Annotated in this window: 32 protein-coding genes; all 32 read right to left on the bottom strand. The window is 46.6% G+C overall.

Annotation, left to right across the window (positions count from 1 at the left end):
- Window positions 1–66: 66 nt before the first annotated feature.
- The 32 genes from rplQ to rpsG all read right to left on the bottom strand — a co-directional run bounded on the left by rplQ (window position 67) and on the right by rpsG (window position 18,867).
- Window positions 67–483, bottom strand: a complete 417-nt coding sequence (rplQ, locus tag NST70_RS00840) for a 50S ribosomal protein L17 (protein WP_014096486.1) — start codon at window positions 481–483, stop codon at window positions 67–69.
- Between the two features lie 48 nt (window positions 484–531).
- On the bottom strand, window positions 532–1,476 hold the full coding sequence (locus NST70_RS00835) for a DNA-directed RNA polymerase subunit alpha (protein ID WP_014096487.1): 945 nt from the start codon (window positions 1,474–1,476) through the stop codon (window positions 532–534).
- A gap of 182 nt (window positions 1,477–1,658) precedes the next feature.
- Entirely contained in the window at window positions 1,659–2,048 is a 390-nt protein-coding gene (gene rpsK, locus NST70_RS00830) for a 30S ribosomal protein S11 (protein ID WP_013858103.1), read from the bottom strand.
- A gap of 21 nt (window positions 2,049–2,069) precedes the next feature.
- Complete coding sequence (rpsM, locus tag NST70_RS00825) at window positions 2,070–2,435, bottom strand: 30S ribosomal protein S13 (RefSeq protein ID WP_013858102.1); 366 nt, start codon at window positions 2,433–2,435, stop codon at window positions 2,070–2,072.
- 21 nt (window positions 2,436–2,456) lie between these two features.
- Window positions 2,457–2,570: a 50S ribosomal protein L36 gene (rpmJ, locus tag NST70_RS00820; RefSeq protein WP_003156543.1), complete on the bottom strand. Its 114-nt coding sequence runs from the start codon at window positions 2,568–2,570 to the stop codon at window positions 2,457–2,459.
- A 102-nt stretch (window positions 2,571–2,672) separates the two neighbouring features.
- Window positions 2,673–2,891 carry a translation initiation factor IF-1 gene (gene infA, locus NST70_RS00815; protein ID WP_013858101.1) on the bottom strand — a complete coding sequence of 73 codons (219 nt, stop codon included), beginning with the start codon at window positions 2,889–2,891 and terminating at the stop codon, window positions 2,673–2,675.
- Window positions 2,892–3,458: 567 nt separating this feature from the next.
- Window positions 3,459–4,109, bottom strand: coding sequence for an adenylate kinase (locus NST70_RS00810; RefSeq protein WP_035189293.1), 651 nt, complete (start codon window positions 4,107–4,109; stop codon window positions 3,459–3,461).
- 49 nt (window positions 4,110–4,158) lie between these two features.
- Entirely contained in the window at window positions 4,159–5,451 is a 1,293-nt protein-coding gene (gene secY, locus NST70_RS00805) for a preprotein translocase subunit SecY (protein ID WP_179234124.1), read from the bottom strand.
- Entirely contained in the window at window positions 5,451–5,891 is a 441-nt protein-coding gene (gene rplO / locus NST70_RS00800) for a 50S ribosomal protein L15 (RefSeq protein ID WP_013858097.1), read from the bottom strand. Before rplO ends, secY begins: the two co-directional genes overlap by 1 nt.
- 30 nt (window positions 5,892–5,921) lie before the next feature.
- A complete protein-coding gene (rpmD, locus tag NST70_RS00795; RefSeq protein ID WP_014096490.1) occupies window positions 5,922–6,101 on the bottom strand; it encodes a 50S ribosomal protein L30 in 180 nt (59 codons plus the stop codon).
- Between the two features lie 13 nt (window positions 6,102–6,114).
- Window positions 6,115–6,615: a 30S ribosomal protein S5 gene (gene rpsE / locus NST70_RS00790; RefSeq protein WP_013858095.1), complete on the bottom strand. Its 501-nt coding sequence runs from the start codon at window positions 6,613–6,615 to the stop codon at window positions 6,115–6,117.
- Window positions 6,616–6,638: 23 nt separating this feature from the next.
- Window positions 6,639–7,001: a 50S ribosomal protein L18 gene (rplR, locus tag NST70_RS00785; RefSeq protein WP_014096492.1), complete on the bottom strand. Its 363-nt coding sequence runs from the start codon at window positions 6,999–7,001 to the stop codon at window positions 6,639–6,641.
- A gap of 31 nt (window positions 7,002–7,032) precedes the next feature.
- Window positions 7,033–7,569, bottom strand: coding sequence for a 50S ribosomal protein L6 (rplF, locus tag NST70_RS00780; protein ID WP_017551217.1), 537 nt, complete (start codon window positions 7,567–7,569; stop codon window positions 7,033–7,035).
- 29 nt (window positions 7,570–7,598) lie between these two features.
- Window positions 7,599–7,997 carry a 30S ribosomal protein S8 gene (gene rpsH, locus NST70_RS00775; RefSeq protein WP_013858092.1) on the bottom strand — a complete coding sequence of 133 codons (399 nt, stop codon included), beginning with the start codon at window positions 7,995–7,997 and terminating at the stop codon, window positions 7,599–7,601.
- Window positions 7,998–8,026: 29 nt separating this feature from the next.
- The gene (locus tag NST70_RS00770; protein ID WP_014096494.1) at window positions 8,027–8,212 is read right to left on the bottom strand and encodes a type Z 30S ribosomal protein S14; all 186 of its coding nucleotides are present in this window, start codon (window positions 8,210–8,212) and stop codon (window positions 8,027–8,029) included.
- A 28-nt stretch (window positions 8,213–8,240) separates the two neighbouring features.
- A complete protein-coding gene (rplE, locus tag NST70_RS00765) occupies window positions 8,241–8,780 on the bottom strand; it encodes a 50S ribosomal protein L5 (protein ID WP_014096495.1) in 540 nt (179 codons plus the stop codon).
- Window positions 8,781–8,785: 5 nt separating this feature from the next.
- Complete coding sequence (rplX, locus tag NST70_RS00760; protein WP_014096496.1) at window positions 8,786–9,136, bottom strand: 50S ribosomal protein L24; 351 nt, start codon at window positions 9,134–9,136, stop codon at window positions 8,786–8,788.
- A 38-nt stretch (window positions 9,137–9,174) separates the two neighbouring features.
- The gene (rplN, locus tag NST70_RS00755) at window positions 9,175–9,543 is read right to left on the bottom strand and encodes a 50S ribosomal protein L14 (RefSeq protein WP_013858089.1); all 369 of its coding nucleotides are present in this window, start codon (window positions 9,541–9,543) and stop codon (window positions 9,175–9,177) included.
- Between the two features lie 47 nt (window positions 9,544–9,590).
- Complete coding sequence (gene rpsQ, locus NST70_RS00750) at window positions 9,591–9,854, bottom strand: 30S ribosomal protein S17 (protein WP_013858088.1); 264 nt, start codon at window positions 9,852–9,854, stop codon at window positions 9,591–9,593.
- A gap of 20 nt (window positions 9,855–9,874) precedes the next feature.
- Window positions 9,875–10,078: a 50S ribosomal protein L29 gene (gene rpmC, locus NST70_RS00745; RefSeq protein ID WP_013858087.1), complete on the bottom strand. Its 204-nt coding sequence runs from the start codon at window positions 10,076–10,078 to the stop codon at window positions 9,875–9,877.
- The gene (rplP, locus tag NST70_RS00740) at window positions 10,068–10,502 is read right to left on the bottom strand and encodes a 50S ribosomal protein L16 (RefSeq protein WP_013858086.1); all 435 of its coding nucleotides are present in this window, start codon (window positions 10,500–10,502) and stop codon (window positions 10,068–10,070) included. The genes rpmC and rplP overlap by 11 nt, the downstream gene beginning before the upstream one ends.
- Window positions 10,503–10,504: 2 nt before the next feature.
- Entirely contained in the window at window positions 10,505–11,161 is a 657-nt protein-coding gene (gene rpsC, locus NST70_RS00735) for a 30S ribosomal protein S3 (RefSeq protein ID WP_026104594.1), read from the bottom strand.
- A 3-nt stretch (window positions 11,162–11,164) separates the two neighbouring features.
- The gene (rplV, locus tag NST70_RS00730) at window positions 11,165–11,506 is read right to left on the bottom strand and encodes a 50S ribosomal protein L22 (protein WP_013858084.1); all 342 of its coding nucleotides are present in this window, start codon (window positions 11,504–11,506) and stop codon (window positions 11,165–11,167) included.
- A gap of 17 nt (window positions 11,507–11,523) precedes the next feature.
- Entirely contained in the window at window positions 11,524–11,802 is a 279-nt protein-coding gene (rpsS, locus tag NST70_RS00725; RefSeq protein WP_017551218.1) for a 30S ribosomal protein S19, read from the bottom strand.
- 60 nt (window positions 11,803–11,862) lie between these two features.
- Window positions 11,863–12,693: a 50S ribosomal protein L2 gene (gene rplB / locus NST70_RS00720; protein WP_014096497.1), complete on the bottom strand. Its 831-nt coding sequence runs from the start codon at window positions 12,691–12,693 to the stop codon at window positions 11,863–11,865.
- A 35-nt stretch (window positions 12,694–12,728) separates the two neighbouring features.
- Window positions 12,729–13,013, bottom strand: coding sequence for a 50S ribosomal protein L23 (gene rplW, locus NST70_RS00715; RefSeq protein WP_026684117.1), 285 nt, complete (start codon window positions 13,011–13,013; stop codon window positions 12,729–12,731).
- Window positions 13,013–13,636, bottom strand: a complete 624-nt coding sequence (gene rplD / locus NST70_RS00710; protein WP_014096499.1) for a 50S ribosomal protein L4 — start codon at window positions 13,634–13,636, stop codon at window positions 13,013–13,015. Before rplD ends, rplW begins: the two co-directional genes overlap by 1 nt.
- Before the next feature lie 24 nt (window positions 13,637–13,660).
- Window positions 13,661–14,290, bottom strand: a complete 630-nt coding sequence (rplC, locus tag NST70_RS00705; protein ID WP_017551220.1) for a 50S ribosomal protein L3 — start codon at window positions 14,288–14,290, stop codon at window positions 13,661–13,663.
- A gap of 37 nt (window positions 14,291–14,327) precedes the next feature.
- Window positions 14,328–14,636 (bottom strand): 30S ribosomal protein S10, encoded by a 309-nt coding sequence (gene rpsJ, locus NST70_RS00700; RefSeq protein WP_013858078.1) that lies wholly within the window; start codon window positions 14,634–14,636, stop codon window positions 14,328–14,330.
- A 320-nt stretch (window positions 14,637–14,956) separates the two neighbouring features.
- Complete coding sequence (gene tuf, locus NST70_RS00695; protein WP_014096502.1) at window positions 14,957–16,144, bottom strand: elongation factor Tu; 1,188 nt, start codon at window positions 16,142–16,144, stop codon at window positions 14,957–14,959.
- A 124-nt stretch (window positions 16,145–16,268) separates the two neighbouring features.
- Entirely contained in the window at window positions 16,269–18,347 is a 2,079-nt protein-coding gene (gene fusA / locus NST70_RS00690; protein WP_026684118.1) for an elongation factor G, read from the bottom strand.
- A gap of 49 nt (window positions 18,348–18,396) precedes the next feature.
- Complete coding sequence (gene rpsG / locus NST70_RS00685; RefSeq protein ID WP_013858074.1) at window positions 18,397–18,867, bottom strand: 30S ribosomal protein S7; 471 nt, start codon at window positions 18,865–18,867, stop codon at window positions 18,397–18,399.
- Window positions 18,868–18,903: the final 36 nt, after the last annotated feature.

Below are 18,903 nucleotides of genomic sequence, written 5' to 3'. Positions count from 1 at the left end.
GAAAAAAGATAGAAAAAGGGCAAAGAAGCAGTTAAGAACCTTTCAACTGTCCAGCCCTCAAGAAAATCATTCGTTTACTTGCTCTTGATCTTGCTCTTGATTCTGATCTTGCTTTTCTTTTTCAACGAATTCAATAATGGCAACCGGTGCACCATCTCCGCGGCGCGGGCCTACTTTCAAGATGCGGGTGTAGCCGCCCCGGCGATCCGCGTAACGTTCTGCAATGACCGAGAATAATTTTTGAACAGCATCCTGTTTTGTTTCTTCGTCAGCTGTTTCATGGCGTACAAATGCAGCAGCCTGGCGACGGGCATGAAGATCACCGCGTTTTCCAAGCGTAACTAATTTTTCAACAACCGAGCGTAATTCTTTTGCGCGTGCTTCAGTTGTTTCGATACGTTCATTAATGATAAGGTCTGTTGCCAAATCGCGCAGTAATGCTTTACGTTGGGCGCTTGTGCGTCCTAACTTTCTGTAAGGCATGAAGTTCCCTCCCTTATGTTGGATTAATCGCTTTGCCTTCTAACCGGCTCAGTCGTCTTTACGCAAACCCAAGCCCAAATCTTCGAGCTTTGCTTTGACTTCTTCAAGGGACTTGCGGCCAAGATTCCGGACTTTCATCATATCTTCTTCCGTTTTATTGGCCAGTTCCTGAACGGTATTAATGCCGGCACGTTTCAGGCAGTTATAAGAACGGACTGAAAGATCAAGTTCCTCAATTGTCATTTCAAGCACTTTTTCTTTCTGGTCTTCTTCTTTTTCCACCATAATTTCCGCATTTTGTGCTTCATCTGTCAGTCCGACGAAGATGTTCAAATGCTCGGTTAAAATTTTGGCGCCCAAAGCAATTGCTTCTTTCGGGCCGATGCTCCCGTCAGTCGTGACATCCAGTGAGAGCTTATCATAATTGCTGATTTGCCCTACCCGGGTATTTTCGACCTGGTAGTTCACGCGTTGAACCGGGGTATAAATAGAATCTATTGGAATGACACCAATTGGATGGTCTTCCCGCTTATTTTGATCAGCAGGAACATAGCCGCGGCCTTGGTTGGCGGTCATGCGCATACGCAAATGCCCGTTTTCGGCAACCGTCGCAATATAGAGATCCGGATTTAAAATCTCCACATCGCTGTCATGCGTAATATCGGCTGCTGTCACAGCGCCTTCTCCCTGCACATCAATCTCAAGCGTTTTTTCCTCATCGGAATAGATTTTTAATGCCAGCTTTTTGAGGTTCAAAATAATGCTGGTCACATCTTCAACAACGCCTTCAACTGTCGAGAATTCGTGCATCACGCCATCGATTTGGATGGAAGTGACAGCGGCACCCGGGAGTGAGGATAATAGGATACGACGTAAGGAGTTACCCAAAGTAGTACCATATCCACGCTCAAGCGGTTCTATGACGAACTTGCCATAAGTAGCGTCATCGCTGACCTCAACCGTTTCAATTTTTGGCTTTTCAATTTCAATCATTCAAATTAACCCTCCTTCAAAACGTCGAAACCCCGTATAGCACCCCAGAAAGAGCCCTATTCGAAATTCCCCATGCAAAATTCCCTATTATGCATAACAACTGGATCATTCAAATCATTTTTTTTGCAGATTATGCATCATATCCCATTATTGACAAGGATACAAAATCTATACAAAAAGAATCAGACACGGCGACGTTTTGGCGGGCGGCAACCATTATGCGGCACAGGTGTTACGTCTTTAATGGCTGTAACTTCAAGCCCGGCAGCCTGCAGGGCACGGATGGCGGCTTCACGGCCTGCACCAGGTCCTTTTACAGTTACTTCCAAAGACTTCATCCCATGTTCCATCGATGCTTTCGCGGCTGTTTCAGCAGCCATTTGTGCAGCAAACGGCGTTGATTTACGGGAACCTTTGAAACCGAGCGCACCGGCACTGGACCATGCAACAGCATTCCCATGCACATCCGTGATCGTAACGATTGTATTGTTAAAAGTGGAACGAATATGAGCGACTCCTGATTCAATATTCTTTCTTACGCGGCGTTTACGCGTATTTGTTCTGCGTGCCATATGAACAACCTCCTTTGCTTATTATTTCTTCTTACCGGCAACCGTTTTACGCGGGCCTTTGCGTGTACGGGCATTGTTTTTTGTGTTTTGCCCGCGAACAGGAAGACCGCGGCGGTGGCGGAGACCTCTGTAAGATCCGATTTCCATCAGGCGTTTAATGTTCAGAGAAACTTCACGGCGAAGGTCTCCTTCTACTTTCAGCCTGTCCACGATGTCACGAATTTTGTTTACTTCATCCTCTGTTAAGTCGCGGACGCGTGTATCTTCAGAAATTCCGGCCTCAGCAAGAATTTTTTGTGCAGTTGATTTACCAATTCCGTAAATGTATGTTAAAGAAATAACAACACGTTTATCACGTGGAATGTCAACACCGGCAATACGAGCCATACAGGTGCACCTCCTTCAAATTTATCCTTGTTTTTGTTTGTGTTTCGGATTTTCACAGATTACCATTACTTTGCCTTTTCTGCGGATAACCTTGCATTTTTCGCAGATCGGCTTCACAGATGGTCTAACTTTCATGGTTTACCCTCCTTAATATACGGAGTACAAGCCCGGTACCTTTTTTCCAAACAGATTCCCCAGGCAGACTTTCCGTTTCACCGAAAAAGCCGTGTATCTACATTATTTAAAGCGGTACGTAATTCTACCGCGGGTCAAATCATACGGAGACAGTTCAACTGTTACTTTATCACCCGGCAAAATGCGGATAAAGTTCATCCGGATTTTTCCCGACACATGTGCAAGAACAGTGTGACCATTTTCTAATTCTACCTTAAACATGGCATTCGGCAAAGTTTCGCTCACAATGCCCTCAACTTCAATAACGTCATCTTTCGCCATCGAACTTTTCTCCCTCCTCCTAACATTTAGGACCTGGCAATGATACTTTTCCAAAACCTTAAAACGATCAGGCTCGCCAAAACTCCCTCTTCAGGAAGCGGTCGGCCTGCTGCATATTCACGTAAACCGGCTGATCCGAGGGGCCGGCAAGAGCTGATAAACGTTCCCAAGGTTACATGGTTCTTTCATGTCAGTCTTGACCAATCCCATGTCCGGCATACATGTGAACGAACGAAAGCCATTTGCACAGAATTGAATTGCATGAGAGACGTTCGAATGACGCTTACTGGCAATCCTGACAACGGAAGCCGCCTTCCTCATCTATTGATTACAAGTTAACGGATGAAGCAAATCGCCAATAAAACAGAGCCGTCATTTCACCCGTGAAATATCCAGCGGTGAAAATGCCACGAAAACCATTATAACCTTTTTAAGCGGAAATTGCATCAAACTTGAAAAGTTTTTTACCGTCAGGACATGGCCGAAAAGCCGGCCGGTTAAAACTTCCAAAGGTGGTTTCCATCCAACGTGATTGCGGCTCTCATGAATTCACCAAGTCGTTCACGTTTAACCCAGTTGGCTCAGCAATTGATCGATATCCGCAAAAACTTGATGAATATCCTGCTGGCCGTTTACATTCCGCAAATAGCCTTTTTCCTCATAAAAGTCCAGTAGCGGCCGGGTTTGTTTTATATTGACATCGAGCCGGTTCCCGACAGTTTCTGCGTTGTCGTCCGCCCGTTGGTACAGCGGGCCGCCGCATTTGTCGCAAACGCCCTCCGTTTTTGGCGGATTAAACACGAGATGGTAAGTCGCACCGCAATGTTCACAGATTCTCCGGCCGGTCAGCCGCTCTGTCAGAATCTCCCGGTCCACCTCAATATTGATGACATAGTCAAGCTGTTTGCCAAGGCTGCTTAAAATATTTTCCAAAGCTTCTGCCTGGGCAACCGTCCGCGGGAAACCGTCAAGCAGGAAGCCATTTTTGCAGTCATCCTTGCTTAACCGTTCGCGCACGATCCCGATCGTTACTTCGTCAGGGACCAGTTCGCCTTTGTCCATAAAGGACTTGGCTTTAAGCCCCAGCTCCGTTTCTTCCTTTATTGCCGCCCGGAACATGTCTCCGGTGGAAATGTGAGGAATGGCATACTTATCAATGATTTTTTCGGCTTGAGTCCCTTTACCGGCTCCGGGAAGGCCCATTAACACTAGATTCATCGTACAGCCCCCTTATTCCTGACATGGTCTCAAAAAAACGAAACCATTTTTATTTGATAAAGCCTCTGTAATGGCGTTTAACAAGCTGTGCTTCCAGTTGCAGCATCGTTTCAAGCGCAACCCCGATCACAACGAGCAGGCTTGTGCCGCCGATTCTGGCGGAAGCCGGGAGCCCGATGACATTCGTGAAAATGACAGGCAGAATGGCAATCACAGCAAGAAAGATCGAACCGACAAATGTCAGCCGGTATAAAACCGAAGTGACATATTGCTGTGTGTTTTTGCCCGGGCGAATCCCCGGAATATAGCCGCCTTGTTTTTTTAAATTGTCGGCAAGCTGCTCCGGATTGACTTGTACGAATGCATAGAAATACGAGAAAGCGATAATCAATGCCACATAAATCAAAGCTCCGACCGGTTTTGTATAATCAAAAATATACTGGATGGTGCTCGCCACACTGCTGGAACCGAAAAACGAAGCGATCGTCTGCGGCGCAATAATGAACGAAATCGCAAAGATAACCGGAATGACCCCGGCGGCATTGACCTTTAAAGGCAAATGCGTTGATTGCCTGCCGGTTGTTGCCCTGCCGGAAATGTGCTGGGCATACTGGACCGGTATCTTTCTCGATGCCTGCTGGAAATAGATGACTCCGACCACAATGGCCAGAATGATTAATGCAAGAAAAGCCAGCAAAACAATCTTCAAAAACAGCTGGGAACCGGCATTTTCAATTTGCTGTGCGTAAATCTGGTTGATGGCTGTCGGAATCCCGGCGATGATGCCGGCCATAATCAAAATGGAAATCCCGTTTCCAACACCTTTGGCCGTAATTTGTTCGCCGAGCCACATTAAAAATGTGGTGCCGGCTGTCAGCGTAAGTGCGATAATCAAATACGTCCAAAAACCGGACTTCGTAATCAGTGCCCCCTGCGCCAAATTATTAAAGCCATATGACATGCCGAAGCCTTCAATCAAAGCCAGGATAACCGTAAAATAGCGTGTAAACTCATTCAGCTTACGACGCCCCACTTCACCCTGTTTTGCCCACTCGGCAAACTTCGGCACAACATCCATTTGCAAGAGCTGCACGATAATGGAAGATGTGATATATGGCATAATGCCCATTGCAAAAATGGAAAAGTTCCTCAGCGCACCGCCCCCAAAAGTGTTTAGAAAACCGACTAAACCGTTTTGGGTGGAGGCATCCAAAACGGAAGCATCCACATAAGGAACAGGAATAAAGGCCCCTATGCGGAATACGACCAGCATGAGGAGGGTGAAAATAATTTTATTTCTTATCTCACCCACACGCATAAAATTGGCGATTGTCTTGAACATTAAATCACCTCGGCTGTACCGCCGGCAGCTTCTATGGCTTCTTTGGCAGCAGAGGAGAATTTATGTGCTTTTACGGTCAATTTTTTCTCAAGTTTGCCGTTTGCAAGCACTTTTACACCCGATTTTTCCTTGCTGATCACACCTGTTTCCAATAAAAGGGCAGGCGTTACTTCCGTGCCGTCTTCAAAACGGTTTAAAACGTCAAGGTTCACAATGGCATACTCTTTACGGTTAATGTTCGTAAAACCACGTTTTGGCAAACGGCGGAACAACGGGGTTTGACCGCCTTCAAAACCGAGGCGTACACCGCCGCCGGAACGAGCGTTTTGACCTTTGTGCCCTTTGCCGGCTGTTTTTCCGTTGCCGGAACCAATACCACGACCGACACGGTTGCGTTTTTTACGGGATCCTTCTGCAGGTTTTAATTCATGAAGTTTCATGGTTGCACCTCCTTATCTTAAAATCGAAAATTATTGTTCCGATACGGAAACAAGATGGGACACTTTATTGATCATGCCGCGAATTGCAGCATTGTCTTCTTTCTCAACAGTCTGGTTGACTTTGCGCAGGCCGAGCGCTTTTACCGTTTCGCGCTGATCCTGCGGGCGGCCGATGACACTGCGGGTGAGGGTGATTTTCAATTTTGCCATGAGCGTTCCCTCCTTAACCTAATAATTCTTCGACAGATTTATTGCGCAGTTTCGCAACTTCATCCGCACGCTTCAATTGTTTAATGCCGTCCATTGTAGCACGGATCATGTTAATCGGTGTGTTTGAACCAAGCGACTTGGACGTAATATCCGCAATACCCGCAAGTTCAAGGATCGCACGGACAGGGCCGCCGGCGATAACACCGGTACCAGGGGAACCCGGTTTCAGCAAGATTTTGCCTGCACCGAAGTGGCCAACAACTTCGTGCGGAATTGTTGTACCCGCAATCGGTACCTCAACAAGATTTTTCTTCGCATCTTCAACAGCTTTGCGGATCGCATCCGGCACTTCCTGCGCTTTGCCGGTTCCAAATCCGACATGTCCGTTCCGGTCGCCAACAACGACAAGTGCGGAAAAGCGGAAACGGCGTCCCCCTTTTACCACTTTGGCAACGCGGTTAATCGTAACAACACGTTCTTCTAACTCAAGTTTGTTTGGGTCAATACGTAGCATGTAAAATTTCCCCTCCTTTTTGATTAAAATTGTAATCCGTTCTCACGGGCTGCATCGGCAAGCGCTTTGACACGGCCATGATAGAGGTATCCGCCGCGGTCGAAAACAACTTCTTTGATGCCTTTTTCCATTGCGCGCTTTGCAATCAATTCGCCCACCTTTTGTGCAGCTTCCGCATTGCCGGTTGACTCAAGGCTCAACTCTTTATCGAGCGTGGAAGCGCTGGCCAGTGTGACGCCATTTGCATCATCAATCAATTGGGCATAAATATTTTTGTTGGAACGATAGATATTCAGGCGCGGACGTTCAGCCGTTCCGCTTAATTTTGCGCGGACGCGTGCATGCCTTTTTTTGCGTACTTGATTTTTATCCGGCTTCGTGATCATCGAATTCACTCCTTTCTCATCCTAGGCGGCATTATTTACCGGTTTTACCTTCTTTTCTGCGTACATATTCGCCTTCGTAACGAATCCCTTTGCCTTTATAAGGTTCAGGCGGACGGACATCGCGAATGTTGGCGGCAAATGCGCCGACGCGTTCTTTGCTTACGCCTTTTACGACAATTTTTGTATTGGAAGGCACTTCGACTTCCAGGCCTTCTTCCGGTTCAAATTCAACAGGATGGGAGTAGCCGACGTTCAATACGAGTTTTTTGCCTTGTTTTTGGGCGCGGTATCCAACCCCGACCAGTTCCAAAGATTTTTCGAAGCCTTTCGACACGCCGTCCACCATGTTTGCGAGCAGTGCGCGGGTCGTTCCGTGCAAAGCGCGGTGGTTTTTGCTGTCTGAAGGGCGTGTTACGTGAATGATATTGTCTTCTACGGTAATGTTAATATCAGGGTTGAAGCTGCGGGTCAGCTCACCTTTAGGCCCTTTAACCGTAACTGTATCTCCGTTAATGGTTACCGTAACGCCGGATGGAATTTCAACCGGTTTTTTTCCTATACGTGACATAATTTACACCTCCGTTCAACGTCAAATAATTACCAAACGTATGCTAAAATTTCTCCGCCGACATTGTTTTTCCGTGCTTCTTTGTCGGTTAAAACGCCCTGAGAAGTAGAAACAATTGCGATGCCAAGTCCGTTCAGCACTTTCGGCACTTCACCTGCTTTTGCGTATACGCGCAGGCCCGGTTTGCTGATACGCTTGATCCCTGTAATGACGCGTTCGTTGTTTGCGCCGTATTTCAGGAAGATCCGGATAATCCCTTGTTTGTTATCCTCGATATATTCAACATCACGCACGAAACCTTCACGTTTTAAAATCTCGGCGATCTCTCTCTTAATCTTGGAAGCCGGGACTTCCAATTTTTCATGACGCACTGTATTTGCATTACGGATACGCGTAAGCAAATCTGCAATCGGATCAGTCATGACCATTTCTTTTACCTCCTTCCCAAATTCGGGTTTTACCAGCTGGCTTTTTTCACGCCAGGAATTTGACCTTTATATGCAAGTTCGCGGAAACAAATACGGCAAAGTTTAAATTTACGAATGACGGAATGCGGCCGGCCGCATCGTTCGCACCGCGTATAAGCCTGAACTTTATACTTCGGTTCACGTTTTTGTTTCGCAATCATTGATTTTTTAGCCACGTTTTCGCCTCCCTTTTTAGCGTCCGCTTTATTTTTGGAATGGCATTCCGAGCAGGCCTAACAGTTCACGTGATTCTTCGTCCGTGTTCGCAGTGGTGACAATGACGATGTCCATCCCGCGCACTTTGCTGACTTTGTCGTAATCAATTTCAGGGAAGATCAGTTGCTCTTTAATGCCGAGTGTGTAGTTTCCGCGGCCGTCAAACGATTTTTTCGATACGCCGTGGAAGTCGCGCACACGCGGAAGCGAAACTGAAATCAGTTTATCGAGGAATTCGTACATGCGCTCGCCGCGAAGCGTTACTTTTGCGCCAATCGGCATCCCTTCACGAAGGCGGAAACCTGCGATTGATTTTTTCGCTCTTGTCACAACCGGTCTTTGGCCGGAAATCAATGTTAATTCTTCTACTGCATTGTCGAGCATTTTTGCGTTTTGAACAGCATCACCAACACCCATGTTGATCACGATCTTTTCAACTTTAGGCACTTGCATAACGGATGTATATTGAAACTTGCTTGTTAAAGCAGGAATAACTTCTTTTTCGTATTTTTCTTTTAGGCGGTTCATGTCGCTTACCTCCCTTCTTCTTCAGGCTTTTTCTTAATTTCCTTAAGCACGCTTAGAACTTCACCGGATTTTTTTGCTACACGCACTTTTTTGTCGTTCCTTATTTCATATCCGACACGTGTCGGCTCATTTGTTTTCGGGTCAATCGGCATCACATTTGACACGTGAATGGGCGCTTCCATGTCGAGAATACCGCCCTGAGGGTTTGCCTGGGAAGGTTTTGCGTGTTTTTTGACAACGTTCACGCCTTCCACAATCACACGGTTTTTTTTCGGATATACCGCAAGGATCGTCCCGGTCTTGCCTTTATCTTTGCCGGAGATCACCATTACCTTGTCACCTTTTTTGACATGCATTACAATCGCACCTCCTTGATTGTCACAAACTATATCGATTAAAGTACTTCCGGAGCCAGTGATACGATTTTCATGAAATTGTTGTTGCGCAGTTCGCGTGCAACCGGCCCGAAAATACGCGTGCCGCGAGGGCTCTTGTCGTCACGGATAATGACGCATGCATTTTCATCGAAACGGATATAAGAACCATCGCTGCGGCGCACTCCGCTCTTTGTACGGACCACAACAGCTTTCACCACATCGCCTTTTTTAACAACGCCTCCAGGTGTTGCTTGTTTTACCGTAGCAACGATGACATCTCCGATATTCGCAGTTTTTCGGCCGGATCCGCCTAATACTTTAATCGTTAAAACTTCACGTGCACCTGAGTTGTCAGCTACTTTTAAACGGGTTTCTTGTTGGATCATCCTCGTTTACCTCCCTTCGGAATCAACCGTATCCGAACTGATACAAATTAGATAATGACTGCTTTTTCAACGATTTCCACCAGGCGGAAACGTTTTGTAGCAGATAACGGGCGTGTTTCCATGATTCTTACGATATCGCCGACTTTGGCTTCGTTATTTTCATCATGTGCCTTGAATTTTTTCGAGTATTTTACGCGTTTGCCGTACAGAGAATGTTTTTTGTAAGTTTCTACAAGAACAGTAACGGTTTTATCCATTTTGTCGGATACGACACGGCCGGTGTATACTTTGCGTTGGTTGCGTTCACTCATGTATCGCGAACCTCCTCCCATTATCGGTTGTTAATTCCAATTTCTCTTTCACGAATGACGGTTTTCATGCGGGCAATCGATTTACGAACTTCACGAATGCGGGCAGTGTTCTCTAATTGTCCAGTCGCAAGCTGGAAGCGAAGGTTGAACAGCTCTTCCTTCAGCGACTTTACTTTTTGTTCAATTTCGGCAGTGGTTAAGTCACGAATTTCTTTAGCTTTCATTAGATTCACCACCAATTTCTTCACGTTTTACGAACTTGCATTTAATCGGCAGCTTGTGGGACGCAAGGCGTAAAGCTTCGCGTGCAACTTCTTCAGGAACACCGGCAATTTCAAACAAAATCTTGCCCGGTTTCACAACAGCCACCCAGCCCTCAGGCGCACCTTTACCGGAACCCATCCGGACTTCAAGCGGTTTTGCTGTATATGGTTTATGAGGGAAAATTTTTATCCATACTTTACCGCCACGTTTCATATAACGTGTCATCGCAATACGGGCAGCTTCGATTTGGCGGTTTGTAATCCAGGAAGCTTCCAAAGCCTGCAAACCATATTCGCCAAATGCAACTTCAGTGCCGCCTTTTGCACGGCCGCGCATTTTTCCGCGGTGTTCACGGCGGTATTTTACACGTTTAGGCATCAACATGATCAGTTTCCCCCTTCCTCGGTTTTTTTCTTAGCAGGAAGGATTTCCCCACGGTAAATCCAAACTTTTACGCCCAGTTTTCCGTAAGTTGTATCTGCTTCAGCATGTGCATAGTCAATATCCGCACGAAGCGTATGAAGCGGAACTGTACCTTCGCTGTAATGTTCTGCACGGGCAATATCCGCACCGCCCAAACGTCCTGAAACCTGCGTCCGGATTCCTTTTGCACCGGCACGCATGGCGCGTTGAATCGCCTGCTTCTGCGCACGGCGGAAAGAAACGCGGTTTTCCAGCTGGCGGGCAATGTTTTCCGCAACAAGTTTTGCATCAATATCTGCTTTTTTAACTTCGACAATGTTAATGTGGACTCTTTTTCCTGTTAAAGCATTCAGCGCTTTACGCAATGCTTCTACTTCCGAACCGCCTTTACCGATCACCATGCCCGGTTTTGCCGTACGGATTGTAATGTTGACACGGTTTGCAGCACGTTCAATTTCCACGCCAGAAACAGAAGCATCCGCAAGGCGCTTTGCGATATATTCACGAATTTTAATGTCTTCGTGCAATAGATCGGCGTAATCTTTTTCTGCGTACCATTTCGATTCCCAGTCACGAATCACTCCGATTCGCAAACCGATAGGATTTACTTTTTGACCCACCAATTATCCCTCCTTTTGATCTGATACTACAATCGTAATATGGCTCGTGCGTTTGTTGATCTGGCTTGCGCGTCCCATTGCACGCGGCCGGAAACGTTTCAATGTAGGCCCTTCATCGACATAAGCCTTTTCCACAACAAGGTCATTTGCGTCCATATCGTAGTTGTGTTCTGCGTTCGCAATCGCAGAGTTGAGTACTTTTTCAATAACCGGCGAAGCAGCTTTAGGCGTAAATTTCAAAATCGAAAGCGCTTCTCCTACTTGCTTTCCTCGAATTAAATCAATTACCAGGCGTGCCTTACGAGGAGCAATACGGACTGTTTTCGCGACAGCTTTTGCTTGCATTGGAATACCTCCTCCCGTTAGCGTCTTGTCTTCTTATCGTCACCGGCGTGACCTTTGAATGTGCGTGTCGGAGCAAACTCACCGAGCTTATGGCCGACCATATCTTCCGTGATGTATACCGGAACATGTTTACGGCCGTCATAGACAGCGATTGTGTGGCCGACAAATGCAGGGAAAATCGTCGAACGGCGTGACCACGTTTTGATCACTTGCTTCTTGTTGGATTCGTTCAATTTTTCCACTTTCACCATTAAGTGATCGTCAACGAAAGGCCCTTTTTTCAGACTGCGACTCATGAATAGTCCTCCTTCCTGATTAGAGCTACGGTTCAAGCTGTGAACCGTAGTTCAACAGCGTTATTTTTTACGGCGCCGTACAATAAATTTATCTGAAGTATTCTTCTTCTTGCGCGTTTTGTAACCAAGTGTCGGTTTACCCCATGGTGACATTGGTGATTTGCGTCCGATTGGTGCTTTTCCTTCACCACCGCCGTGCGGGTGATCGTTCGGGTTCATAACAGATCCGCGGACAGTCGGGCGTACACCCATCCAGCGTTTGCGGCCTGCTTTACCGATGTTGACCAGTTCGTGCTGTTCGTTACCAACCTGGCCGACCGTTGCGCGGCAAGTTGCAAGAATCATGCGCACTTCACCGGAATTCAGGCGGACAAGCACATATTTGCCTTCTTTACCAAGCACTTGTGCAGAAGTACCGGCAGAACGGATCAATTGGCCACCTTTGCCCGGTTTCAATTCAATATTATGGATGACCGTACCAACAGGAATGTCAGAAAGCGGAAGTGCATTTCCGACTTTAATATCTGCATCCGGTCCGGACATAATTTCCATGCCGACAGTTAAATTTTTTGGTGCAAGAATGTATCGTTTTTCACCATCTGCATAGTGAATCAAAGCAATATTAGATGAGCGGTTCGGGTCATACTCAATTGTGGCAACGCGCCCTGGTATACCATCTTTATCGCGTTTGAAGTCGATAATCCGGTATTGACGCTTATGACCGCCGCCCTGATGACGAACAGTTAATTTCCCCTGGTTGTTGCGGCCTGCTTTTTTCGAAAGCGGAGCAAGCAGTGATTTTTCAGGCTTATCCGTCGTGATCTCCGCAAAATCCAAAGCCGTCATGCCGCGACGCCCATTAGAGGTTGGTTTGTATTTTTTGATCGCCATGTTTTTCCCTCCTCTTCAAGTTTGATGGAACGTATTTAAACCTCAAAGATTTCAATTTCATTGCTGTCAGGTGTTAGCGTAACAACTGCTTTGCGGCGCTTGTTAGTATAGCCAGTATAACGGCCCATGCGTTTGAACTTGCCTTTGTAGTTCGCAACATTCACTTTCGCAACTTTGACGCCGAAAATTTCTTCCACAGCATCTTTGATTTCTGTTTTATTCGCTTTGACATCTACTTCAAATGTATATTTCTTATCTGCCGTCAATTCCATTGAACGTTCAGTAATCACGGGGCGCTTCAAAACATCACGTGCATCCATTAACCAAGCACCTCCCCTACTTTTTCAACAGCGGATTTTGTCATGATCAATTGATCATGGTTTACAACATCCAAAACATTTACGCCTGTTGCTTCAACAACCGTAATACCCGGAATGTTGCGTGCAGACAATACCACATTTTCGTTCAATCCGTCTGTGACAACAAGTGCTTTTTTATCCACGGACAAATTTTTCAGGACAGCAATAAAATCTTTTGTTTTTGGCGCATCAAAATTTAATGCGTCCAGAACCAAAATATTGTTTTCCCGTACTTTTGACGATAGAGCGGATTTAATCGCAAGACGGCGTACTTTTTTCGGCAGTTTGTAGCTGTAGCTGCGTGGAACAGGCCCGAAAACCGTACCGCCTCCGCGCCATTGCGGGGCACGAATCGATCCTTGGCGTGCGCGTCCTGTACCTTTTTGCCGCCATGGTTTACGTCCGCCGCCGCGTACTTCAGAACGGCCTTTTACTTTGTGAGTACCTTGGCGGAGCGATGCCCTCTGCATGATGATCGCTTCAAATAAAACATGTTCATTCGGTTCGATGCCGAATACAGCGTCGTTTAATTCCACTTCACCGACTTGGGAACCGTTTTGGTTGTATAGAGCTACTTTTGGCATTCCTGTTTCCTCCTTTCTTTACAATTATTTTGCTTTTACAGCTGCTTTAACTGTAACCAAAGCTTTTCTCGGACCAGGAACGTTACCTTTAATCAAAAGCAGATTGCGTTCTGCATCCACTTTGACGATTTGCAGATTTTGAACGGTAACCCGTTCTCCTCCCATGCGTCCAGGGAGTGCTTTTTGTTTGAAGACGCGGTTTGGCGCAATCGGACCCATTGAACCGGGACGGCGGTGGTAACGCGAACCGTGAGCCATAGGACCGCGGTGTTGTCCGTGGCGTTTAATGACGCCTTGGAATCCTTTTCCTTTTGTAACACCGGTAACATCTACAATGTCACCTTCTGCAAAAATATCTACTTTGACTTCTTGACCAACTTCAAAATCACTTGTGTTTACGCCGCTGAATTCGCGGATGAAGCGCTTAGGTGCCGTATTGGCTTTCGAAACATGCCCTGTTTCCGGTTTGTTTGCCAGGCGTTCCGGTTTGTCGGCAAATCCGAGCTGGATCGCTTCATAGCCGTCCGTTTCAACTGTTTTCTTTTGCAGCACAACGTTTGGTGTTGCTTCAATTACAGTGACAGGAATAAGATCGCCGTTCTCGGCAAAAACTTGGGTCATACCGATTTTTCTTCCTAAGATTCCTTTGGTCATCAGTCACACCTCCTGTTAAATATGTCATGTTTTATCATTAAAGTTTAATTTCAATGTCAACGCCGGATGGCAGATCCAACCGCATCAGTGAATCAACCGTTTGCGGGGTTGGATTTACGATATCAATCAAACGTTTGTGTGTACGCATTTCAAATTGTTCACGAGAATCTTTGTACTTGTGGACAGCACGCAGAATGGTGTAAACAGATTTCTCAGTCGGAAGCGGAATCGGTCCGGAGACGTTTGCACCTGATCGTTTTGCTGTTTCTACAATTTTCTCTGCAGACTGATCCAGAATTCTGTGATCGTATGCTTTTAATCGAATGCGAATTTTTTGTTTTGCCATTATTTTCCCTCCTTTTTCGCCTATTTGCTAATAGACATTCTCCATGGAAATTTTCCTGGCCCACGCGCCATGGCAAAGCGGCCGGGTGTGCCAGCAACCTCCCACTTCATCGCAGTCAAAGACCAACATAAAAAATTATACACAAAAACCGGGTGTAATGCAACATAAACTTTGATATACTGCTGATTTCAGCAACTTTTTTTATTATACAGGCCTTGTGGCGCAACATCAAGTTTTGGAAAATATTGCTGCAACCCGGACTCGTAAGCATGGAAAAAGCCCGGCCGGGATAACCTGGCCGGGCTTTTTTTAATAACCGATTAAGCTTCGATAGCGGAAACAGAACCGGCGCCAACTGTACGGCCGCCTTCACGGATCGAGAATTTTGTTCCTTCTTCGATCGCGATAGGGGCAATCAATTCAACGCTCATTTCAACGTTATCACCAGGCATAACCATTTCAACGCCTTCAGGCAGCGTAATAATGCCGGTAACATCCGTTGTACGGAAGTAGAATTGCGGACGGTAGTTAGAGAAGAAAGGAGTGTGACGTCCGCCTTCTTCTTTCGTTAATACGTAAACTTGTGCTTTAAATTTTGTATGCGGTGTAATAGAACCCGGTTTCGCCAAAACTTGACCACGTTGGACTTCTTCACGTGCAATCCCGCGGAGAAGTGCACCGATGTTGTCGCCTGCTTCAGCATAGTCGAGCAGTTTGCGGAACATTTCAACGCCGGTAACCGTTGTTTGTTTCGGTTCGTCGTTCAAACCGATGATTTCAACAACATCGCCAACTTTCAATTGACCGCGTTCTACACGACCGGTTGCAACTGTACCACGGCCGGTGATGGAGAATACGTCTTCAACCGGCATCATGAACGGTTTGTCTGTGTCACGTTGCGGAGTCGGGATGTATTCGTCAACAGCATCCATCAATTCAAGGATTTTTGCTTCGTATTCAGGGTCGCCTTCAAGAGCTTTCAAAGCAGAACCTTTGATAACCGGCACTTCATCGCCAGGGAAGTCGTATTCAGAAAGAAGGTCACGAACTTCCATTTCAACAAGTTCAAGCAATTCTTCGTCGTCCACCATGTCGCATTTGTTCAGGAATACAACGATGTAAGGCACACCAACTTGGCGGGACAAAAGGATGTGTTCACGTGTTTGCGGCATTGGGCCGTCAGCAGCGGATACAACCAGAATCGCACCGTCCATTTGTGCAGCACCCGTGATCATGTTTTTCACATAGTCAGCGTGTCCAGGGCAGTCAACGTGTGCGTAGTGGCGTTTTTCCGTTTCATATTCAACGTGTGCAGTGTTGATGGTAATACCACGTTCGCGTTCTTCCGGAGCACCGTCAATTTGGTCATATGCCCTTGCTTCTGCTTTCCCTTGTTTTGCAAGAACAGCAGTAATTGCAGCAGTCAAAGTCGTTTTACCATGGTCAACGTGACCGATTGTTCCAATGTTACAGTGTTCTTTAGAACGGTCAAATTTTTGTTTAGCCATCAGGAAATCCTCCTTAATATTTTGGATTGAGTAAGTATATGGATGCTTTAAAGCTGAAAGGACAGCTTTAAAGCGCTTTGAACCAATCTAGTAAAGTTATACTTCATTGAAGGCAAGAAATCAATTATTCGCCTTTATTTTTTTTGATGATCTCTTCCGCAATAGACTTCGGCACTTCTTCATAATGATCAAATGTCATAGTGAAGACACCGCGTCCTTGCGTGCTGGAACGAAGTGCTGTTGCGTAACCGAACATTTCGGACAATGGAACCATAGCACGGACAACCTGGGCATTTCCGCGTGCTTCCATTCCTTCTACACGACCGCGGCGGGCTGTAACTTGTCCCATGATGTCGCCGAGATATTCTTCCGGAATGACGATTTCCACTTTCATCACAGGTTCGAGCAGGACCGGATCACATTTGGATGCTGCATTCCTTAATGCAAGGGAAGCAGCCACTTTAAACGCCATTTCACTCGAGTCAACATCGTGGTAAGAACCGTCATACAGTTTTGCCTTAATGTCAACGAGCGGATAACCGGCAATTACACCGCGCTGCATGGCATCTTCAAGACCGGATTGAATCGCCGGAATGTATTCGCGCGGAACGACACCGCCGACAATCGCATTTTCAAACTCAAAGCCTTTTCCTTCTTCGTTTGGTGAAAATTCAATCCACACATCCCCGTATTGCCCGCGGCCGCCAGACTGGCGTACGAACTTACCTTGGACTTGTGCCGATTTGCGGAATGTTTCACGATATGCAACTTGTGGCGCACCGATATTGGCTTCGACTTTAAATTCGCGTTTCATCCGGTCGACGATGATATCGAGGTGAAGCTCACCCATTCCTTCGATGATCGTTTGTCCTGTTTCCGGATCCGTATGGGCACGGAAAGTCGGGTCTTCTTCCTGCAGTTTTTGCAGCGCAGTCGTCATTTTATCCTGGTCGGCCTTCGATTTTGGTTCAACCGACAGCTGGATAACCGGTTCTGGAAATTCCATCGATTCAAGGATGACCGGATTGTTATCGTCGCAAAGCGTGTCGCCTGTTGTCGTGTCTTTTAAACCGACAGCAGCAGCAATATCTCCGGCATAAACCTTGTCAATTTCTTTCCGGTGGTTTGCGTGCATCTGCAAAATACGCCCGATGCGTTCGCGTTTGTCCTTTGTCGAGTTTTTGACATAAGAACCGGCGCTTAATGTACCTGAATAAACACGGAAGAATGTCAGTTTACCAACGAACGGGTCTGTCATGACTTTGAAGGCCAAAGCCGCAAATGGCTCATCATCGCTGGAATGCCTGAATACTTCTTCCCCTGTATCCGGAAGCGTCCCCTTGATGGAAGGAACATCCGTCGGCGCAGGCAAATAGTCAACAACCGCATCCAACATTAATTGGACACCTTTGTTTTTAAATGCCGAGCCGCACAGTACCGGGAAGAATTCAACATTACAGGTTGCTTTGCGGATCGCAGCTTTCAGTTCTTCTTTTGAAATCTCTTCTCCGCCAAGATATTTTTCCATAATATCTTCATCAACTTCAGCAACTGCTTCAAGCAGTTTTTCATGATATTCTTCCGCCTGGTCACGGTACTCATCCGGAATTTCGCGTACTTCAATTTTCGTGCCGAGATCATCACCGTAGAAAGTAGCGTTCATTTCAATAAGGTCAATGATCCCTACAAAGTTGTCTTCGGCACCGATCGGCAATTGGACCGGATGCGCATTTGCCTGCAGACGATCATGCAGGGTGCTGACAGAATATAAGAAATCAGCCCCGATTTTATCCATCTTATTGACGAATACAATCCGTGGTACACCGTAAGTCGTTGCCTGGCGCCAAACGGTTTCGGTCTGAGGCTCAACGCCGGACTGGGCATCGAGGACAGCAACCGCACCGTCAAGGACACGAAGGGAGCGTTCAACTTCAACGGTAAAGTCCACGTGTCCCGGGGTGTCAATGATGTTGATGCGGTGGTCATTCCATTGTGCTGTAGTAGCAGCGGAAGTAATCGTAATCCCGCGCTCCTGTTCCTGCTCCATCCAGTCCATTTGAGACGCACCTTCATGCGTTTCGCCGATTTTATGAATACGGCCGGTATAATAAAGGATGCGCTCGGTTGTTGTAGTTTTACCGGCATCGATATGCGCCATGATACCGATGTTACGAGTCTTTTCTAAGGAGAACTCTCTTGGCATCTCGTACTTTCTCCTTCCTTAATAGGTGTAATGTAGGAGTATCGGAATATTACCAGCGATAATGCGCGAACGCTCTGTTTGCTTCCGCCATTTTATGCGTATCTTCGCGTTTTTTCACGGCAGCGCCTGTATTGTTGGCCGCATCCATGATTTCGTTCGCCAGTCGTTCTTCCATTGTTTTTTCTCCGCGGAGGCGGGCATAATTGACCAGCCAGCGAAGCCCTAAAGTTGTCCGGCGTTCCGGGCGCACCTCAACCGGCACCTGATAGTTTGCACCGCCGACACGGCGAGCTCTTACTTCAAGTACAGGCATAATGTTTTTTAATGCCTGGTCAAAAACTTCCATTGGATCTTTGCCAGTGCGTTCACGAATAATATCAAAGGAAGAATACAGGATCGTCTGGGCTTTCCCTCTCTTGCCGTCGATCATCATTTTGTTGATTAAACGTGTGACCAGTTTCGAATTGTAAATCGGATCCGGTAATACGTCGCGTTTTGCGACAGGTCCTTTACGTGGCATAAATGATCCTCCTTTCAAGTATGGTTATCGTTCTTA

Origin of the sequence: Weizmannia sp. FSL K6-0777 (assembly GCF_038593185.1) — a bacterium.
In the GTDB taxonomy this organism is placed as follows: Bacteria; Bacillota; Bacilli; order Bacillales; family Bacillaceae_C; genus Weizmannia; species Weizmannia faecalis.
The sequence above is the reverse complement of the archived record's forward strand: the minus strand, read 5'-3'. Positions and strand labels throughout refer to the sequence as shown.

Excerpts from the sequence above, each read along its gene's own strand:
- rplQ (WP_014096486.1), bottom strand. The coding sequence starts at position 483 with ATGCCTTACAGAAAGTTAGGACGCACAAGCGCCCAACGTAAAGCATTA.
- NST70_RS00835 (WP_014096487.1), bottom strand. The coding sequence starts at position 1,476 with ATGATTGAAATTGAAAAGCCAAAAATTGAAACGGTTGAGGTCAGCGAT.
- rpsK (WP_013858103.1), bottom strand. The coding sequence starts at position 2,048 with ATGGCACGCAGAACAAATACGCGTAAACGCCGCGTAAGAAAGAATATT.
- rpsM (WP_013858102.1), bottom strand. The coding sequence starts at position 2,435 with ATGGCTCGTATTGCCGGTGTTGACATTCCACGTGATAAACGTGTTGTT.
- rpmJ (WP_003156543.1), bottom strand. The coding sequence starts at position 2,570 with ATGAAAGTTAGACCATCTGTGAAGCCGATCTGCGAAAAATGCAAGGTT.
- infA (WP_013858101.1), bottom strand. The coding sequence starts at position 2,891 with ATGGCGAAAGATGACGTTATTGAAGTTGAGGGCATTGTGAGCGAAACT.
- NST70_RS00810 (WP_035189293.1), bottom strand. The coding sequence starts at position 4,109 with ATGAATCTAGTGTTAATGGGCCTTCCCGGAGCCGGTAAAGGGACTCAA.
- secY (WP_179234124.1), bottom strand. The coding sequence starts at position 5,451 with ATGTTCAAGACAATCGCCAATTTTATGCGTGTGGGTGAGATAAGAAAT.
- rplO (WP_013858097.1), bottom strand. The coding sequence starts at position 5,891 with ATGAAACTTCATGAATTAAAACCTGCAGAAGGATCCCGTAAAAAACGC.
- rpmD (WP_014096490.1), bottom strand. The coding sequence starts at position 6,101 with ATGGCAAAATTGAAAATCACCCTCACCCGCAGTGTCATCGGCCGCCCG.
- rpsE (WP_013858095.1), bottom strand. The coding sequence starts at position 6,615 with ATGCTACGTATTGACCCAAACAAACTTGAGTTAGAAGAACGTGTTGTT.
- rplR (WP_014096492.1), bottom strand. The coding sequence starts at position 7,001 with ATGATCACGAAGCCGGATAAAAATCAAGTACGCAAAAAAAGGCATGCA.
- rplF (WP_017551217.1), bottom strand. The coding sequence starts at position 7,569 with ATGTCACGTATAGGAAAAAAACCGGTTGAAATTCCATCCGGCGTTACG.
- rpsH (WP_013858092.1), bottom strand. The coding sequence starts at position 7,997 with ATGGTCATGACTGATCCGATTGCAGATTTGCTTACGCGTATCCGTAAT.
- rplE (WP_014096495.1), bottom strand. The coding sequence starts at position 8,780 with ATGAACCGCCTAAAAGAAAAATACGAAAAAGAAGTTATTCCTGCTTTA.
- rplX (WP_014096496.1), bottom strand. The coding sequence starts at position 9,136 with ATGCATGTCAAAAAAGGTGACAAGGTAATGGTGATCTCCGGCAAAGAT.
- rplN (WP_013858089.1), bottom strand. The coding sequence starts at position 9,543 with ATGATCCAACAAGAAACCCGTTTAAAAGTAGCTGACAACTCAGGTGCA.
- rpsQ (WP_013858088.1), bottom strand. The coding sequence starts at position 9,854 with ATGAGTGAACGCAACCAACGCAAAGTATACACCGGCCGTGTCGTATCC.
- rpmC (WP_013858087.1), bottom strand. The coding sequence starts at position 10,078 with ATGAAAGCTAAAGAAATTCGTGACTTAACCACTGCCGAAATTGAACAA.
- rplP (WP_013858086.1), bottom strand. The coding sequence starts at position 10,502 with ATGTTGATGCCTAAACGTGTAAAATACCGCCGTGAACACCGCGGAAAA.
- rplV (WP_013858084.1), bottom strand. The coding sequence starts at position 11,506 with ATGCAAGCAAAAGCTGTCGCGAAAACAGTCCGTATTGCTCCTCGTAAG.
- rpsS (WP_017551218.1), bottom strand. The coding sequence starts at position 11,802 with ATGAGTCGCAGTCTGAAAAAAGGGCCTTTCGTTGACGATCACTTAATG.
- rplB (WP_014096497.1), bottom strand. The coding sequence starts at position 12,693 with ATGGCGATCAAAAAATACAAACCAACCTCTAATGGGCGTCGCGGCATG.
- rplW (WP_026684117.1), bottom strand. The coding sequence starts at position 13,013 with ATGGATGCACGTGATGTTTTGAAGCGCCCCGTGATTACTGAACGTTCA.
- rplD (WP_014096499.1), bottom strand. The coding sequence starts at position 13,636 with ATGCCAAAAGTAGCTCTATACAACCAAAACGGTTCCCAAGTCGGTGAA.
- rplC (WP_017551220.1), bottom strand. The coding sequence starts at position 14,290 with ATGACCAAAGGAATCTTAGGAAGAAAAATCGGTATGACCCAAGTTTTT.
- rpsJ (WP_013858078.1), bottom strand. The coding sequence starts at position 14,636 with ATGGCAAAACAAAAAATTCGCATTCGATTAAAAGCATACGATCACAGA.
- tuf (WP_014096502.1), bottom strand. The coding sequence starts at position 16,144 with ATGGCTAAACAAAAATTTGACCGTTCTAAAGAACACTGTAACATTGGA.
- fusA (WP_026684118.1), bottom strand. The coding sequence starts at position 18,347 with ATGCCAAGAGAGTTCTCCTTAGAAAAGACTCGTAACATCGGTATCATG.
- rpsG (WP_013858074.1), bottom strand. The coding sequence starts at position 18,867 with ATGCCACGTAAAGGACCTGTCGCAAAACGCGACGTATTACCGGATCCG.